14 protein-coding genes are annotated in these 15,665 nt (G+C 46.6%); 13 read left to right on the forward strand and 1 reads right to left on the reverse strand.

All coding sequences use genetic code 11. The annotated features are described in order from the left end of the window. Positions 1 to 18 precede the first annotated feature (18 nt). The 6 genes from nagZ to metG all read left to right on the forward strand — a co-directional run bounded on the left by nagZ (position 19) and on the right by metG (position 7,432). Positions 19 to 1,659 carry a beta-N-acetylhexosaminidase gene (gene nagZ / locus ABN764_RS01045; protein WP_446670697.1) on the forward strand — a complete coding sequence of 547 codons (1,641 nt, stop codon included), beginning with the start codon at positions 19 to 21 and terminating at the stop codon, positions 1,657 to 1,659. 245 nt (positions 1,660 to 1,904) lie between these two features. Further along, positions 1,905 to 4,007, forward strand: a complete 2,103-nt coding sequence (locus tag ABN764_RS01050) for a stalk domain-containing protein (RefSeq protein ID WP_446670698.1) — start codon at positions 1,905 to 1,907, stop codon at positions 4,005 to 4,007. Positions 4,008 to 4,176: 169 nt separating this feature from the next. Further along, the gene (locus ABN764_RS01055; RefSeq protein ID WP_072727877.1) at positions 4,177 to 4,641 is read left to right on the forward strand and encodes a Fur family transcriptional regulator; all 465 of its coding nucleotides are present in this window, start codon (positions 4,177 to 4,179) and stop codon (positions 4,639 to 4,641) included. A 95-nt stretch (positions 4,642 to 4,736) separates the two neighbouring features. After that, on the forward strand, positions 4,737 to 4,949 hold the full coding sequence (gene yidD / locus ABN764_RS01060) for a membrane protein insertion efficiency factor YidD (RefSeq protein WP_446670892.1): 213 nt from the start codon (positions 4,737 to 4,739) through the stop codon (positions 4,947 to 4,949). A 177-nt stretch (positions 4,950 to 5,126) separates the two neighbouring features. Further along, on the forward strand, positions 5,127 to 5,270 hold the full coding sequence (locus ABN764_RS01065; protein WP_156159919.1) for a hypothetical protein: 144 nt from the start codon (positions 5,127 to 5,129) through the stop codon (positions 5,268 to 5,270). A 149-nt stretch (positions 5,271 to 5,419) separates the two neighbouring features. After that, positions 5,420 to 7,432 carry a methionine--tRNA ligase gene (metG, locus tag ABN764_RS01070; RefSeq protein WP_446670699.1) on the forward strand — a complete coding sequence of 671 codons (2,013 nt, stop codon included), beginning with the start codon at positions 5,420 to 5,422 and terminating at the stop codon, positions 7,430 to 7,432. A gap of 114 nt (positions 7,433 to 7,546) precedes the next feature. On the opposite strand, the gene ABN764_RS01075 is transcribed toward metG, so the two are convergent. Beyond that, complete coding sequence (locus ABN764_RS01075; protein ID WP_021261803.1) at positions 7,547 to 8,359, reverse strand: undecaprenyl-diphosphate phosphatase; 813 nt, start codon at positions 8,357 to 8,359, stop codon at positions 7,547 to 7,549. Between the two features lie 291 nt (positions 8,360 to 8,650). Here ABN764_RS01075 and ABN764_RS01080 point away from each other — a divergent pair, with 291 nt between their 5' ends. The 7 genes from ABN764_RS01080 (at position 8,651) to ABN764_RS01110 (ending at position 15,616) form a co-directional block, all read left to right on the forward strand. Continuing rightward, positions 8,651 to 9,634, forward strand: coding sequence for a metal ABC transporter substrate-binding protein (locus tag ABN764_RS01080; protein ID WP_174810819.1), 984 nt, complete (start codon positions 8,651 to 8,653; stop codon positions 9,632 to 9,634). A 77-nt stretch (positions 9,635 to 9,711) separates the two neighbouring features. Beyond that, complete coding sequence (locus tag ABN764_RS01085; RefSeq protein ID WP_446670893.1) at positions 9,712 to 10,455, forward strand: metal ABC transporter ATP-binding protein; 744 nt, start codon at positions 9,712 to 9,714, stop codon at positions 10,453 to 10,455. 51 nt (positions 10,456 to 10,506) lie between these two features. After that, positions 10,507 to 11,313 carry a metal ABC transporter permease gene (locus ABN764_RS01090; protein ID WP_021253007.1) on the forward strand — a complete coding sequence of 269 codons (807 nt, stop codon included), beginning with the start codon at positions 10,507 to 10,509 and terminating at the stop codon, positions 11,311 to 11,313. A gap of 57 nt (positions 11,314 to 11,370) precedes the next feature. Beyond that, positions 11,371 to 12,087, forward strand: coding sequence for a cytochrome c biogenesis CcdA family protein (locus ABN764_RS01095; RefSeq protein ID WP_446670700.1), 717 nt, complete (start codon positions 11,371 to 11,373; stop codon positions 12,085 to 12,087). Positions 12,088 to 12,398: 311 nt separating this feature from the next. After that, positions 12,399 to 12,824, forward strand: coding sequence for a transcriptional regulator MntR (gene mntR / locus ABN764_RS01100; protein ID WP_021253005.1), 426 nt, complete (start codon positions 12,399 to 12,401; stop codon positions 12,822 to 12,824). Positions 12,825 to 12,935: 111 nt separating this feature from the next. Next, positions 12,936 to 14,534 carry a family 10 glycosylhydrolase gene (locus tag ABN764_RS01105; protein ID WP_446670701.1) on the forward strand — a complete coding sequence of 533 codons (1,599 nt, stop codon included), beginning with the start codon at positions 12,936 to 12,938 and terminating at the stop codon, positions 14,532 to 14,534. Positions 14,535 to 14,638: 104 nt separating this feature from the next. Further along, entirely contained in the window at positions 14,639 to 15,616 is a 978-nt protein-coding gene (locus tag ABN764_RS01110; RefSeq protein ID WP_174809441.1) for a patatin-like phospholipase family protein, read from the forward strand. The last annotated feature ends 49 nt before the right edge of the window (positions 15,617 to 15,665 follow it).

The raw sequence follows: 15,665 nt of genomic DNA on the forward strand, positions 1-15,665 counted from the left end.
GAGGATGGGATGAGTGAGATGAGTAAACTTCAACTGACGCTTGAGCAAAAAATTGGCCAAATGGTGATGTGTGGATTCGCAACGACAGAGGTAAACGATAATATCCGTTCCTTGATTAAGGAGCACCACGTTGGAGGCATTATTTATTTCAAGCGCAACGTAGTTAACAAAGAGCAAGTAAGTGCGTTATCTCATCATTTGCAAGAGATTTCCGGTGAACAGACGAATATTCCGCTCTTCATTAGTATTGACCAAGAAGGCGGTATGGTGGCACGGATCGACTGGGAGGATATTACGCTGATCCCAGGCAATATGACAATTGGAGCCACGCGCAGTGCTGAGCATGCTTATGAGGCTGCACGTATTTGCGGAGAAGAGATGCTCCGTCTTGGCATTAACATGAACTTCGCACCGAGCTTGGATGTGAACAACAATTCGGAGAATCCTGTAATCGGGGTTCGTTCATACAGTGAACGTCCTGATCTGGTAGCTGAACTTGGAACTGCACAAATTCGCGGCCTGCAAGAGGCAAATGTGGCTGCAACGGCGAAGCATTTCCCAGGACATGGCGACACGGCTGTCGACTCTCATCACGGCCTTGCTGCTGTACCGCATGATGAGGAACGTTTGGTTGCAGTTGAGCTTGCTCCATTTGCCCGTGCAATTCAAGAGGGTGTTGATTGCATTATGACGGCGCATGTTATTTTCCCTGCATTTGAGCCGGATTCAATTCCAGCTACATTGTCCCATAATGTGCTTACGAAGCTGCTCCGCCACCGCATGGGCTATGATGGGTTGATCGTAACAGATTGCTTGGAAATGCATGCAATTTCGAAGGAAGTTGGTGTGGCTGAAGGTGCGGTGCGCGCAGTTGAAGCCGGTGCTGATATTTTGCTCGTCAGCCATACGTATGCAGAGCAAGTTGCATCGATTCAAGCGCTGTGCGAGGCTGTTCGTACCGGTCGCATCGCTGAATCGCGCATCGACGAATCCATCGATCGTATCATTACCTTGAAGAATAAGCGTCATATGGGCGAAGAGACAGAAGTTCCAGAGGATTTCGCTTCTTATTTCGGTGCGCCTGAATCTAAGGCATTGGTTGATCGTATGTTCGAGGACAGTACCACGCTTGTTAAGGATGAAGCTGGCGCATTGCCGCTTGACCGCAGCGCGAAGACGCTTGTAATCTGGCCGCAAGTGCGGACTCGTTCAGAGGTCGATGATCTGATCGTGCAGGAATATACGTTGGCATCTGCACTGCAACCACATATGAACGATGTGGAGCTGCTCCGGATTAACAATGATCCAGACTCCGTTGAAGTGGAAGAAATTTTGGCAAGCACAGAAGGATATAGTCAGATTGTGATCCTGACTTACAATCCAGTATCGAAGCTGCATCCAGGACAGGTTGATGTGGTGAATGCATTGTTAGCACGCAGCAATACACGCGTCATTGTTGCATCGACTCGCAATCCATATGATCTGAATCAATTCCCTGATGTACCTACGTACTTGTGCTGCTATGAGAACCGCCCTGCTGCGATGAAGGCGCTGGGAAATGTACTGCTCGGCTTACAGGAGCCGAAGGGCAAACTGCCGGTTACGATTTCGCAGCAATACCCATTTGGGCACAGTGCTTCTTACGCGAAACAGCAATAGAACTCATCTCGAGACCTGTACCGATCGATCGGTGCAGGTCTTTTTTTCTGGATATGAAGACAATGTAAATCACAACGATTTCAGAAAATGAAATGAAAAAATTGACTTTCATTTAATATTCCTTAAAAAAAGAATGAAAAAATAGAAACTTTTTACCCAGCAATGCGTCTATAACTATGTTCAATCGTACACATTGTATTAACATTTCGAAATATAAATGATGGATGAGGAGTAGGACATTTACTATGAAATCTTGGAAAAAGCTTTTCGTTGCCTGTGTAGCCGCAGTGCAATTGCTCACAGTAGTACCTGTGTTCGCTGCAGAGGGGACGACGAATACTGAGGTAAGTGGTACAGTCGAAACGGATAAGTCTTCAAACACAGCGGAAGACAGCAGCAATCAGGAAGAGAATCAGCAAGACAACAAGCAAGTTTCGCAGGCACGTGTTCAATCCGTTCTACCTGGGGAATATGACAAGAATGTTGTTGTCCTAATTGCAGACAGCAATAAGATCTATCAGGATGGGATTGAATACACATCTCCACAGCCGATTACGGTCAAGAAGGGCGTTTCCTATATCGCAATTCGTTCACTGATAGATCGCTTTGGATTCAAGCTGGACTTTGATAACAAGACGAAGGAAACGATCATCAAGAACGGTGACAAAGAACTTCGTTACAAAATGGGAAGTACAGACTATCGGGTAAACGGTGTCTCTACAAAAATGAAGGGCGCTTCTTATATTTCAAATAGCGTATTCATGGTTCCAGTTACATCCGCGATGGATGCAATGGCAATTCCATATAAGTGGGAACAAGCGTCGAAGCGCATCATCATTCAGCTTAGCGCTAAGCCAATTGCGAAGTTTAAAGTTGATCAGAAAGACATTATTGCAGGAGAGACTCGTGTTACATTCACAGATCAATCCACGCATCCACGTGGCCGGCAGATTGTTGAAGTAGATTGGGACGGGAATCAAGAAATCTATGACGAGCCAGGCACATATACGATTACACTGCGCGTACGTGATGAGGATGGGGAGTGGAGTGATCCGTATTCCCAGACAATTACGGTTACAAGACCGCATACACCGCCAGTAGCAAGCTTCCGTACGGATAAAACGACATATAAAATGGGTGAACCGATTAAATATGACGATTTGAGTACGGATGAAGAAGATACGGAATTGAAACGCGAGTGGGTGAACAAGCAACCGGCATTCTTCGAGCCGGGCGAGAAGACAATTACGCTCAAAGTGAAGAACAAGTACGGCCTTACGGCTGAAGTAAGCCAAACGATCTCCGTAACGGATGAAGTGCTGTACACGTTCGATGATTTTAATAAATTGTTCACACCACAAGGGGATAAATATCAAGTAGACGCTGGGTCTATTCTTGGTTATAAGGAAATCAAACCAAAAGTGACCGAAGAACGCCGTGCATTGTACCGCGCGAACAGTCCAGAAGAAGTATTGAAAGATGGGATCCTATATCAAGATCGTGTTGCAGGCGGAGCGCGGATTTTTGCACACCATTTGAATTCGACCAATTATAATATGAAGTTTTACATTTTGGTCACGAACGTATCCGATGATCCGGCTACCTTGACTATACAGCATCAAGGCTTTGCAGGGCCTAGTCCCAGTCCGCAAGATACAGGGATGAAGGCGACAGTTCGTTATTTCCAATCATTTGAGGATGGCAAAGCAACGGAAACAAAGTTGAAGCCGAATGAAACGAAAATTGTAGTACCAGAATTGAGCAATCCAACATTCAAACCGAGAGATGTGTTTACGTTATATTCGGATTTCTACGGAGATAGTACGCTTGAATATACGATCGTTGCACTGGATGCAAAGAAGGATGTGTTAAAAGAATTCGCGAATTTGCCTCAGTTGCCGATTGACGGGAAGCATATTCGTGGTACATTCGAAAATGCCGATCGTGTGTTCACGGTGGACGAAACAGTTGGCACTAAGGAAGAACGCCTGTTAATCGCAGATAACAGTAGCGATAAGTACATTACCGGCTCCGACATGATGACGTTTGAAGATCGTCTAAATGCGGGCAATTATGGGGTATTGTATCGTATCCACCTGAACAAGGTCGCGCCTAACACACTTATTGCCTTCAATTCGCGCGCAGGATCATATACGGGTGCAATATTAGTAAATGGTAAGGCGGTAAATACGCCGAATCAGGGATTGCTAAAAGGTTCGAATGAATCAAGTGTAGTCTATCGTACAGGAGATTATGAAGAAAAGGTTGAGATTTTATTCTCTCCTGCAGCAGGCAGCAGCTTGCCGGTCAATTTCACATTTATGCCACTTCCGAAGGCGAAGTCTTAGTTCATAGCACTGATCTTTTATTATAAATTGAATCATTTTTTTGAGAGGGGGCTGTCCCTATTCCAATAGAATAGGGGCAGTCCTTTTTCTATACTTCGGGTTTGACTTTACAGCTAGTAATAGCGCATTATAGTAGTGACGGGTTCCACATCATAGAGGAGGGACTTCGATGCTGAAGACAGAACAAATTATAGAGAAAATGGCTGATTCAGGGATGAGAATTACGGATCAGCGTCGAACCTTGGCGAAGCTGTTCGCTGACACGAATGGATATTTAACACCTAAGGATGTATACGAATTTATGGGGAAGCGCTATTCCGGCTTGAGCTTCGACACGGTATACCGCAATTTGCGAATCATGTTCGATCTAGGCGTTCTTGAGCAGGTAGTGTTCGAGGATGGAGTCAAGTTCCGCGTAACTTGTGCAGATGGGCATCATCACCATCACATGATATGTTTGCAGTGTGAGAAGACGTATCCGATCCATTTCTGCCCGATGTCGCAGACCGATGTACCTGATCAATTTCAGGTCGTTCAACATAAATTCGAAGTGTTTGGATACTGCTCTACATGTACAGATAAGGATAATTCAACTTCTGTACCTAACCATAATACAGGTGGAACTGGGATATGACGGAGGAAGAAGGCAAGCGATGCAGTTCCTCAAGTGAGGACATTCCTAAGCGTGAAGATGACCAACGTCAAGCTCAACGGAGCCTAGGAACAAGGATGGCACAGGCACCAGTTCAAGTCTACCGCAAATGGATATCACCGCTCAAACCGCCTACGTGCCGCTTCTATCCGACATGTTCAACTTATGCGATGGAAGCATTGGAAGTCCATGGGCCTGTGAAGGGCACATGGCTGACGATGAAGCGAATCGCCAAGTGCCATCCATTCCACCCTGGAGGCGTAGACAAGGTTCCTCCGAAGCGTCCTTGACAGAGGGACAGTTCCTGATTTATATTTGAGGGTAGTTGTTGGATGCACATAATTGGAAATCGATATCTCCGAGGAACGGATAAGTAAGCAGAGAAGCCATTTCAGAGAGCCGGTATTGCTGGGAACCGGTATGGACGCTCTTCCGAACATGGTCCGGGAGGAACTGATGGTGAGCGAGTGATTGAGCTGCGAGAAGCAGGCTCTACCGTAAGCTGTTGGCGCATCATTCCCGTTAACGAATGCTTGATCGGCTACATACCGGTCACAATGAAGCCGCCTGTCGATATGTATGCAGGTGGGAAATTGGGTGGTACCACGTGAGATACAGCTCTCGTCCCAAATTGGGCGGGGGCTTTTTCTGTTTATTGAAGCTTTTGTCGAAGCTTTGATTGAAACTCTAGTGAAGTGTAAGAAAGACAACATCGGATTTGCTGCATGAAGAGGCATATGCTGAGGAGGATGAACGAACAATGAGTCAACAACGCAACACATTTTACATCACAACGCCGATCTACTATCCAAGCGACAAGCTGCATATCGGTCATGCGTACACAACAGTAGCAGGGGACGCAATGGCACGCTATAAGCGTTTGCGCGGTTTTGATGTTCGCTACTTGACGGGTACAGACGAGCATGGTCAGAAGATCGAACGCAAGGCGAAGGACGCAGGGGTAACTCCACAGCAGTTCGTTGACAACATTGTCAGTGGGATTAAGGAGCTGTGGAACAAGCTGGATATCACTTATGATGACTTTATTCGCACAACTGAAGAGCGTCATAAGAATGTGGTTCAGACGATTTTCGACCGCTTGGTTCAGCAAGGAGACATTTACAAGGGGACGTATGAAGGCTGGTATTGTACACCGTGCGAATCGTTCTTCACAGAACGCCAGCTCGAGAATGGCAACTGCCCGGATTGCGGCCGTTCTGTGGAACTGGTTAAGGAAGAGAGTTACTTCTTCCGCATGAGCAAATATGCGGATCGACTGTTGGAATTCTATGAAGCGAACCCAGAGTTCATTCAGCCAGAATCCCGTAAAAATGAAATGATTAACAACTTCATTAAGCCAGGCTTGGAAGACCTTGCTGTATCCCGTACGTCCTTCGATTGGGGCGTGAAGGTGAAGGGCGATCCGAAGCATGTTGTTTATGTATGGATCGATGCACTGTCCAACTACATTTCCGCTCTAGGATATGGATCGGACAATGATGAATTGTACAAGAAGTACTGGCCAGCGGATGTTCATTTGGTCGGGAAAGAGATCATTCGTTTCCATACGATTTACTGGCCGATTATGCTGATGGCGCTTGATCTTCCGCTTCCGAAGAAAGTGTTCGGACACGGCTGGCTGCTGATGAAGGACGGCAAAATGTCGAAGTCCAAAGGCAACGTTGTCGATCCTGTTATGCTGATTGATCGTTACGGATTGGACGCGCTTCGTTACTACTTGCTGCGCGAGGTGCCGTTCGGATCAGATGGTACGTTTACGCCGGAAGGCTTCGTAGAACGCATTAACTTTGATTTGGCGAACGATCTTGGCAACCTGTTGAACCGCACCGTTGCAATGATCGAGAAATACTTCGACGGCGAGATTCCTGCATATGCAGGCCAAGTTACGGCATTCGATGGTGAAATTACAGCCTTCGCTGCACAGACAGTGGATAAAGTGGAAGCAGCTATGGAAGATATGGAATTCTCCGTAGCTCTGACTGCCATCTGGCAGTTCATTAGTCGTACAAACAAATACATTGATGAGACACAGCCTTGGGCACTTGCGAAGGATGAATCCAAGCGTGCAGAATTGGCTTCTGTTATGGCGCATTTGGCAGAGAGCCTGCGTATTTCCTCCATTCTGCTGCAGCCGTTCTTGACCCAAGCCCCAGCGAAGGTGTGGGCTCAGCTTGGTATTGAAGCGGGAACGATTACGTCTTGGGAATCTGTTCGCACATTCGGAGCCATTCCGAACGGAACCAAGGTCGTGAAGGGTGACCCGATCTTCCCTCGTCTGGAAGTAGCAGAAGAGGTGCAAATCATCGCTGAAGCAATGAACGGAGGTAAGAAGGCAGAGCCAGCAGCTGAAGAAGCGCCTGCCCAAGCTAAAGCAGACAACAGTTCTGCTGCAGCTGAGACAGGTTCGGTGAAGCCGGAGGATGCCAAAGAAGAAATCGCAATTGATGATTTTGCGAAGGTAGAGCTGCGCGTTGCACAAGTCACACATTGTGAACCTGTTCCTAAAGCAGATAAGCTGTTGCGATTGGAATTGGATATGGGCTATGAACAGCGCCAGGTTGTATCAGGAATCGCTCAATATTACAAGCCAGAAGAGCTTATCGGACGCAAAGTAATCTGTGTAGCGAATCTGAAGCCAGTGAAGCTGCGGGGTGTCTTGTCCCAAGGTATGATTTTGGCTGCTTCGGAGGACGGTCAATTGACGGTTGCTACAGTTCCAGACAGCATGCCGAATGGTGCAATTGTGAAGTAACAGAGGTTTGAACGAAATAAATAGGTGGCAGGCATATGTGGATGATTAGGGTATGAATTGCCATAGAAAAAGGCCGGGATCTAAACGATTCCGGCCTTTATTTGTTGAACGTCATTAATTCACGAAGAATAGGACGAACAGTCCTGCAAATACACAATAGAGCGAGAACCATTTTAGATTGCCGCGTGCCATAATGCCCATGAACCATTTCAGAGCGAAGTAGGATGCAACGAAGGAGCATACGAAGGCAAGCAGGTATGGAATCATCATTTGCCCCAGTGTCGGGTCTTTGATCATATCCTTCCCTTCAAGAATCATGCTTCCAAGGCTGACCGGAATGTACAAGAAGAAGGAGAAGCGAAGGGCAGTTTCCTGCTTCCATCCCAATGCCATCGCAGCAACGATTGTTGAGCCGGAACGGCTAATGCCGGGAATGAGCGCAACCGCTTGCGCTAGACCAACGATGAACGTCTCGCCAAATGACAGATCTTTGTCTCCCTTGCGGCCGCGCAAGTTGCGTATCAGCCAGAGAGCTAGTGCAGTCACGAGCAGTGTTGCTCCGATAATTTTAACACCTTTGAACACATCTGCAATCGTATCCTTGAACACCACTCCGATAATCCCTGCTGGAATCGTAGCGAGAATTAAATAAATTACGAACATGAAGTCGTCTTTTGCATCCTGAGCGCGTGTGAACAGGAAGCGGAACGTATTTACGGTAAGCCGTACGATATCTTTACGATAAATGAGCAAAATAGCTAGCAAGGAGGCAAAGTTGACGAGCACCTCAAAGCCGAGACCTTCGATATGTAATCCGAATAATCGCTCAGCAATAACCAAATGCCCGCTTGACGATACCGGTATTGGTTCAGTGAAACCCTGCACCAATCCAAGCACGGCATACTTCAGCCATTCGATCCAATCCAAATCATTCACTCCTTAATTTCTTTTGTATATGGTTTTGAGCCTAACCGTAGGAATAGGCACTCTATCATATTAGTATCGTCTATCAATGATGTCAAAGAGTAACATGATAGAGAGTGCCTTACAATTTTGTCACATCTGCTTCCAATGAGTATGCAAGCAGGAAATTGGAATGGCAGAAAAGTTAGGATTGACAAGGGAGAAAAGCCTTTTTATAATCTTAATAGTAATCATTACGAATTACAGAAAATTAACATGCGTAACTACATAATTTGCGCAGAAGGAGTTATTCATATGAAGCTGAGAAGTAAATATAGAAGATTGCGTCATTCCTTGTTGACCCTGTGCTGCTTCGCATTGGTGTTGGCAGGATGTACACAAGGTTCTCAATCCGGTATTGTAGAAGGGAAACTGAATGTTGTCACGAGCTTTTATCCGATTGCATTTTTAACAGAACAAATTGGCGGCGAACATGTAAATACCATCAATCTCATTCCAACTGGGATTGAGCCACACGATTGGACACCAAAAAGCCGTGACCTGCATAATGCATCGAATGCCCAGCTGTTGCTCGTCAATGGTGCAGGCTTCGAAACATGGCTGGACGATTTTTTGAAAGGCTTGGATTCCTCGTCTAATGTGAAGACACTTGAGGTAAGCAAGGGCATTCCTCTCATTGAGGCAGATGGAAGCGAGCACGAGCATCACGAAGGAGAAGGCGATGCATCCGAACATGCGCATGAACACGAACATGGCAGCACAGATCCGCACACGTGGGTGAGTCCAAAATCCGCTTTGACGATGGCAAGCAATGTTAAGGATGCACTCGTTCAAGCCGATGGTGCGCATAAGGGTGAATATGAAGCAAATTATAAGCAGCTAAAGTCGAAGATTGAATCCATAGATAAGTTATATACGGAGAAGCTAAGCTCGCTGAAACAGCGTGAGATAGTGGTATCCCATCATGCATTTGGATACTTGTGCCGGGATTATGGATTGACGCAGCATGCAATTATGGGCATTACGCCAGATGCTGAACCAAGAGCGCAAGATTTGGTGAAGCTCTCGAAGCTGGTGAAGGAGAAGGGGTTGAAGTACGTATTCTTTGAGGAGCTTGTATCGGATCAATTAGCGAATACATTGGCTGGTGAAGCGGGTGTGAGCACACTTGTATTGAACCCGCTTGAAGGCTTAACGAAGCAGCAAGCAGATCAAGGGGACAATTACGTAACGCTCATGGAACGCAATTTGCAAAATCTCCTTGTCGCGCTACAATAAATGAGGAACGGCTCAATGTCCGTTACCGAGAGTTGCACGGCTGGACGGTTCGTGCAAGGAAGAGAGAGGGCACAATGATGAATATGACGGACACCTGCCATAACCAGGTAATTTCAATAGAGAACGTTGGCTTCAGCTATGAAGGACAGACGGTTCTGCGCGATGTCAACTTCACCGTATATGAGCGGGATTTTGTAGGTGTTATCGGCACGAATGGCGCTGGCAAGACGACGCTCCTGCGACTGATGGTCGGTTTGCTGAAGCCCACCTCAGGGCAAATTAAGCTGTTCGGAACGCCGATCAATCGGTTCAAGGAATGGGATCGGATTGGGTATGTGCCGCAGAAGAATTCCTTTAATCCATTATTTCCAGCGACTGTGATGGAGGTCGTACAATCCGGCATGTACAATCGCCGGCGAATGTTCCGACGGCTGAAGCAGGAGGAAATCAATCAATGCCGTGATGCGATGCGTGTGATGCGGGTTGAGGACTTGGCGGATAAGCGCATCGGGCAGTTATCGGGGGGGCAGCAGCAGCGGGTATTTCTAGCGCGAGCGATGGTGAATAAGCCTGAACTGCTCATATTGGATGAGCCTACAGTTGGGATCGATACGGAAACGCAAAACGATTTCTTCAACCTGCTGCAGCATTTACATGAACATCACCATATGACCTTCATTATGGTTTCTCATGATATGGATCTTGTGAATTCATGGCTTGGCTGTGATCCGAAGGGGACATGCGGCAAGCTGAACTTCTATGTGAGGCATTCGCACAATGTGCAATGTTCAGAGCCGGATCTATCGCACGGTATACTCTAAGGAAGACTGCTCCTTGCTTAGCATGGAATTGAATTAAAGGGGACGTTGTCATTGCTGGACATCATACAATCTGATTTTTTTATACGCGCATTGATCGGGGGATTATTAATTGGCGCCATAGGCCCGCTTATGGGAATGTTTCTTGTGCTGCGTCGGTTGTCCATGATAGGGGATACCCTCGCGCATGTGACAATCGCTGGGGTAGCACTTGGGTTTCTGCTCGGCGTGTATCCGCTGGCCATGGGGCTTGTATTCGCGCTTGTGGGTGCGATTGCGATTGAGAAGCTTCGCAAAGCTTACAAAACGTACGCTGAGCTCTCCATTGCTGTCATCATGTCAGGCGGTGTTGCGCTCGCATCTCTCTTTTTTACGCTAGGAATGAACTTTAGCGCGAATGTGAACAATTATTTGTTCGGAAGTATTTATACTCTGAATGGCACTGACTTGATCGTAGTTGGGGTTGTAACCCTTATCGTTGTCGTATTTCTGCTTCTCTTCTTCAAGGAAATGTTCTTGCTTACCTTTGATGAAGATGCAGCTGCGGTAAATGGCCTTCCGGTACGTATGCTTAATATTGCCGTCACGGTGCTGACCGCGCTCGTAATTAGTGCAGCCATCAAAATTGTAGGCGCACTTCTCGTCTCGGCCTTATTAACGATCCCAGTAGCCATTAGTCTGTTTGTAGCCAAGGGATTCAAGCAGTCAGTTATCGTATCAGTGCTTGTAGCCGAAGCTGCTGTCGTTGGCGGGCTGCTGACCGCAGGAATTTGGAATTTGGCACCAGGGGCTACGATTGTCCTATTGCTCATTGCCGTGTTAATATTGACATTGATAGCAAGAAGAGGAATTCGGGTGTAATACAGCGCCCATCTTCTTCCTGCTAGGGCAATCGACTAATACGGGGAGGCGAAGCGGTTGGGTCATATTACGGTGTGGATAGCTTTCTGGGCGGGATTTGTATCCTTCATATCTCCATGCTGTTTGCCGTTATATCCATCTTACATTTCGATCATTACGGGGATGTCGGTGAGTCAATTAAAGGATAAGCAGAATAAGCGCGAGGTTAGATGGCGCACAATGACTCACACGTTGTTTTTCATTTTAGGGATCAGTGTTGTGTTCTATACACTTGGTCTGGGCGCTACTCTGCTCGGTTCTTACTTGGCTGAATATCGAGATTTGATTCGTCAGATTTCGGCTATTTTCATTCTCATTATGGGGCTTGTGCTCATCGGTGTATTCAAGCCTCAACTCTTAATGAAGGAACGGAAGCTGGATTTTGGACAGAAGAGCGGATACTTAGGCTCCTTTTTGTTCGGGATGGGCTTCTCCGCAGGCTGGTCGCCTTGCATTGGCCCAATTTTGACTGCCATCATTTCATTAAGTGCATCTGAGCCAAGCACAGGAATGTTAATGATTACCGCCTATTGTATTGGTTTTGGTTTGCCATTCTTTATTCTATCCTTCTTCATTGGCTCAACTCGATGGCTTACGAAATATTCGGGCGTCATGATGAAGATAGGCGGGGCAATTATGATCGTGATGGGGATACTCTTGTTCACCGATCATTTGAGTCAGCTGAATATTTGGCTGCAGCAGATTACCCCAGAGTGGATGAGAAGACTGACATAACTGACAGAACCTACATAATTAAATCATATCTACCGTGACCGCTGCCGTCTAATTTCATAGATGGAGCGGTCTTTCTATGAATTTCTATAGATCGCAGCTATGGTAAATGTCGAGCAAAACAGGTCTAAGGTTGAACTTGATCTCGAAACCATGTAAACTTAAAGATACACGATTATTTCCGTATATGAATATGCATGCTTCATTTCCCGCTAAGGGAAAGTAATCTTTATTGATGTGAAATGAGGAACATATTGAAGCAGGAAGCGCTTTTGGACAAGTCGTGTAACGTGGAAGGAAATGAGGGACGCTTGATGCCTACACCAAGCATGGAAGACTATTTGGAACGTATCTATAAACTGATTGACGAGAAAGGATATGCTCGCGTATCCGATATCGCAGAAGGATTGGAAGTGCATCCTTCTTCTGTGACGAAGATGATTCAGAAGCTCGATAAGGACGATTATCTTATTTATGAGAAATATCGCGGGCTCGTGCTGACTAGCAAGGGGAAGAAGATCGGCAAGCGATTGGTGGATCGCCATCAGCTGCTCGAAGACTTCTTAACCTTGATCGGTGTAGCCGACGAGCATATTTATACAGACGTAGAAGGTATCGAGCATCACCTAAGCTGGAACTCGATTACATGCATCGAAACACTTGTTGAATACTTCCGCAGAGACCCTCAGCGCCTGCAAGCGCTTCGTGATTTGCGCAGTGAATTGGATAATGAATCGTAAAACATCTGTTTTTTGCGAAACAGATGTTTTATTTTTTGCGTCTAATAGTTGAGGGGAAATGATATTGACTCATTTTCTCGTTCAACATGGACAAGGGAGATGGAAAAAAGAATGATGAATCACGCGAAAAAAGTACTTCTCGGCACATTTGCTGCTGTTATGCTAAGTACACTTATGCCGCAGATGGGGAATGCGGCCAGCAATGACATTCGAATATTGATGAACAATAAGCAGCTTCAAACGGATGTAGCTCCTTATTTGATGCCAGGCAAGAATGTGACGATGCTGCCATTCCGAGCAGTAGGGGAAGCTACTGGTGCGACTGTAGGTTGGGATCAGGCGAATCGCCAGGTTGAGTTCCGGAAGGATGGACATACCATACGCTTGACGATTGGCGACAGCAATGCGGAAGTGGATGGGCAACATGTGGAGCTCGACGTATCTGCCTCCATGCGTGGTGGACGAACGATGGTTCCGCTTCGCTTCATCAGTGAAAGTGTTGGATTGAAGGTGGATTGGAATCAGCGAGAACGTATTATTACAATTGTCTCTGAAGGTGGCGAAGCTGGCTCTGAAGATGGCGAAGCGATCCATGCGGAATCGATGAGAGGAACGTGGATATCGACCGTCTACAATATTGATTGGCCGCAGGATCCGAAGAAGTCAGGCTTCAATGCGGAACGTCAGAAGCAGCAGTATACAAGCATGCTGGACAAGCTCCAAAAGGCAGGAATCAACGCTGTATTCGTACAGGTGCGCCCAACTTCAGATGCCTTCTATCCTTCGAAGCTGCTTCCTTGGTCGGAATGGCTGACAGGAACGCAAGGCAAGGATCCAGGATATGACCCATTGAAATTCATGGTAGAAGAGACACATAAGCGCGGCATGCAGTTCCATGCATGGTTTAACCCTTACCGTGTAAGTGTACAAGGAGATGTATCCAAGCTGGTTAATGGTCATCCCGCGAAGGAGCATCCAGACTGGGTTGTAAAGCACCAGAACAAGCTTATCTATAATCCAGGCGTCCCAGAAGCTCGTCAGTTTGTGCTTGATTCCATCATGGAAGTTGTCAATAACTATGATATCGATGGCGTGCATTTGGACGATTACTTCTATCCATATGGCGAAGACAAGGAATCATTTAAGGATAATGATACATATGAACGCTACAACAAGGTGTTCAATAACAAGGGAGATTGGCGTAGAAATAATGTGAATGAGTTCGTTGAATCCCTGTACAAGCAGATTAAGTCGGCGAAGCCGAATGTACAATTTGGTATAAGTCCGTTCGGAGTATGGCGCAACTCCAGCGCAGATCCAACCGGATCAGCAACGAAGGCGGGACTTAGCAGCTATGACAATCTGTATGCAGATACAAGAACATGGATCAAGAATCATTGGATCGATTATATTGCACCTCAAGTGTATTGGCACATCGGCCACAAGGCTGCGTCCTACGACACGTTAGTGAATTGGTGGGTCAAAGAAACGGCAGGCACTGGGGTGGACCTATTTATTGGACACGCTGCCTATAAGCTTGCAGATGCAAATGAAACGGACTGGAACAGTGCAGATGTACTTATTAAGCAATTGGAGTTCAATTCGCGAATTGATGCGGTAGCGGGCAGTATATTCTTCAGCGCTGCTGATCTGGTAAGAAATACGAAGCAGGTATCCGATAAACTTCAACAGTATTACGAGGAAAAATAGAAGAAAGCCATAATTCAGAAATTATACCTTTCATACATTCATATCCCCTCCTGCATGAGCATACATACAAGAAGAAGCAGTATGTGTGCGAGGAGGGGTATCCCGTGCGTATCAATGCGGTATTCGAAGGCGGGGGAGTCAAGGGGATATCGTTAGTTGGTGCAGTCCATTCAGCCGAACAGCACGGTATGACATTCAACCGTGTCGCGGGCACGTCATCGGGTTCGATTGTAGCCTCATTTCTTGCCGCTGGCTATACTGCTGAAGAGATGGAGCGGCTCATATTAGAAATGCCTTTCTCATCCTTCTTACAGCGTGCTCCAATTTTCCAGATTAAATGGATAGGGCCAGCCATGCGGCTGCTGTGGAAAAAGGGGCTATATTCAGGTGAAGCACTGGAGAAATGGGTGCATGATTGCCTGTTGAAGAAAGGGATTCGCACGTTTGGGGATTTGAAGAAGGAACAGCTAAGAATCATCGCCTCGGACATTACGAATGGGAGGTTGATGGTTCTCCCTGACGATATTGCGAACTACGGGATAGACCCAGCATCATTCCTCGTAAGCAAGGCGATACGGATGAGCACAAGCATTCCTTACTTCTTCGATCCGGTGATTTTACGAGCTCCATTTGAGGTGAAGAATGGCCGAACGAAGAAGTTTGCTGATCAATTCTCTTATATCGTGGATGGTGGGATGCTCTCTAACTTCCCGCTATGGCTGTTCGATGACGATATTGACCCGCGTACAAGTCGTCTGATTCCAACGATCGGTTTTCAAATGGTAGGAATGCAGTCTGGCCAGCCCCATCAGATTACGGGTCTCATCACGATGCTTCAGGCCATGGTATCCACCATGATCTCGGCACATGACCAGCGCTATATCGATAAGCAGAACCGCTTCCGTACGATCAAGATCCCTACACTGGGTATCGGAACAACTGACTTTGATTTAACCGTTGAGCAGAGCATGGCATTATATGAGTCAGGCGAGAAAGCGGGTAACGCCTTCTTCGAACAGTGGACGAGGGACGCTTATGAGAAGATGTATAAGGTGCTTTGTTGCGGGAAGACGAAGATATAACCAAAAAACAGCGCTTGGATGAAGGAAACTCATCTACGCGCTGTTTTCT

The sequence above is a fragment of the Paenibacillus wuxiensis genome (assembly GCF_040195695.1).
Lineage (GTDB): Bacteria > Bacillota > Bacilli > Paenibacillales > Paenibacillaceae > Paenibacillus_B > Paenibacillus_B suaedae.

Excerpts from the sequence above, each read along its gene's own strand:
- mntR (WP_021253005.1), top strand. The coding sequence starts at position 12,399 with ATGCCTACACCAAGCATGGAAGACTATTTGGAACGTATCTATAAACTG.
- ABN764_RS01080 (WP_174810819.1), top strand. The coding sequence starts at position 8,651 with ATGAAGCTGAGAAGTAAATATAGAAGATTGCGTCATTCCTTGTTGACC.
- yidD (WP_446670892.1), top strand. The coding sequence starts at position 4,737 with ATGGCACAGGCACCAGTTCAAGTCTACCGCAAATGGATATCACCGCTC.
- metG (WP_446670699.1), top strand. The coding sequence starts at position 5,420 with ATGAGTCAACAACGCAACACATTTTACATCACAACGCCGATCTACTAT.
- ABN764_RS01050 (WP_446670698.1), top strand. The coding sequence starts at position 1,905 with ATGAAATCTTGGAAAAAGCTTTTCGTTGCCTGTGTAGCCGCAGTGCAA.
- ABN764_RS01055 (WP_072727877.1), top strand. The coding sequence starts at position 4,177 with ATGCTGAAGACAGAACAAATTATAGAGAAAATGGCTGATTCAGGGATG.
- ABN764_RS01085 (WP_446670893.1), top strand. The coding sequence starts at position 9,712 with ATGAATATGACGGACACCTGCCATAACCAGGTAATTTCAATAGAGAAC.
- nagZ (WP_446670697.1), top strand. The coding sequence starts at position 19 with ATGAGTAAACTTCAACTGACGCTTGAGCAAAAAATTGGCCAAATGGTG.
- ABN764_RS01105 (WP_446670701.1), top strand. The coding sequence starts at position 12,936 with ATGATGAATCACGCGAAAAAAGTACTTCTCGGCACATTTGCTGCTGTT.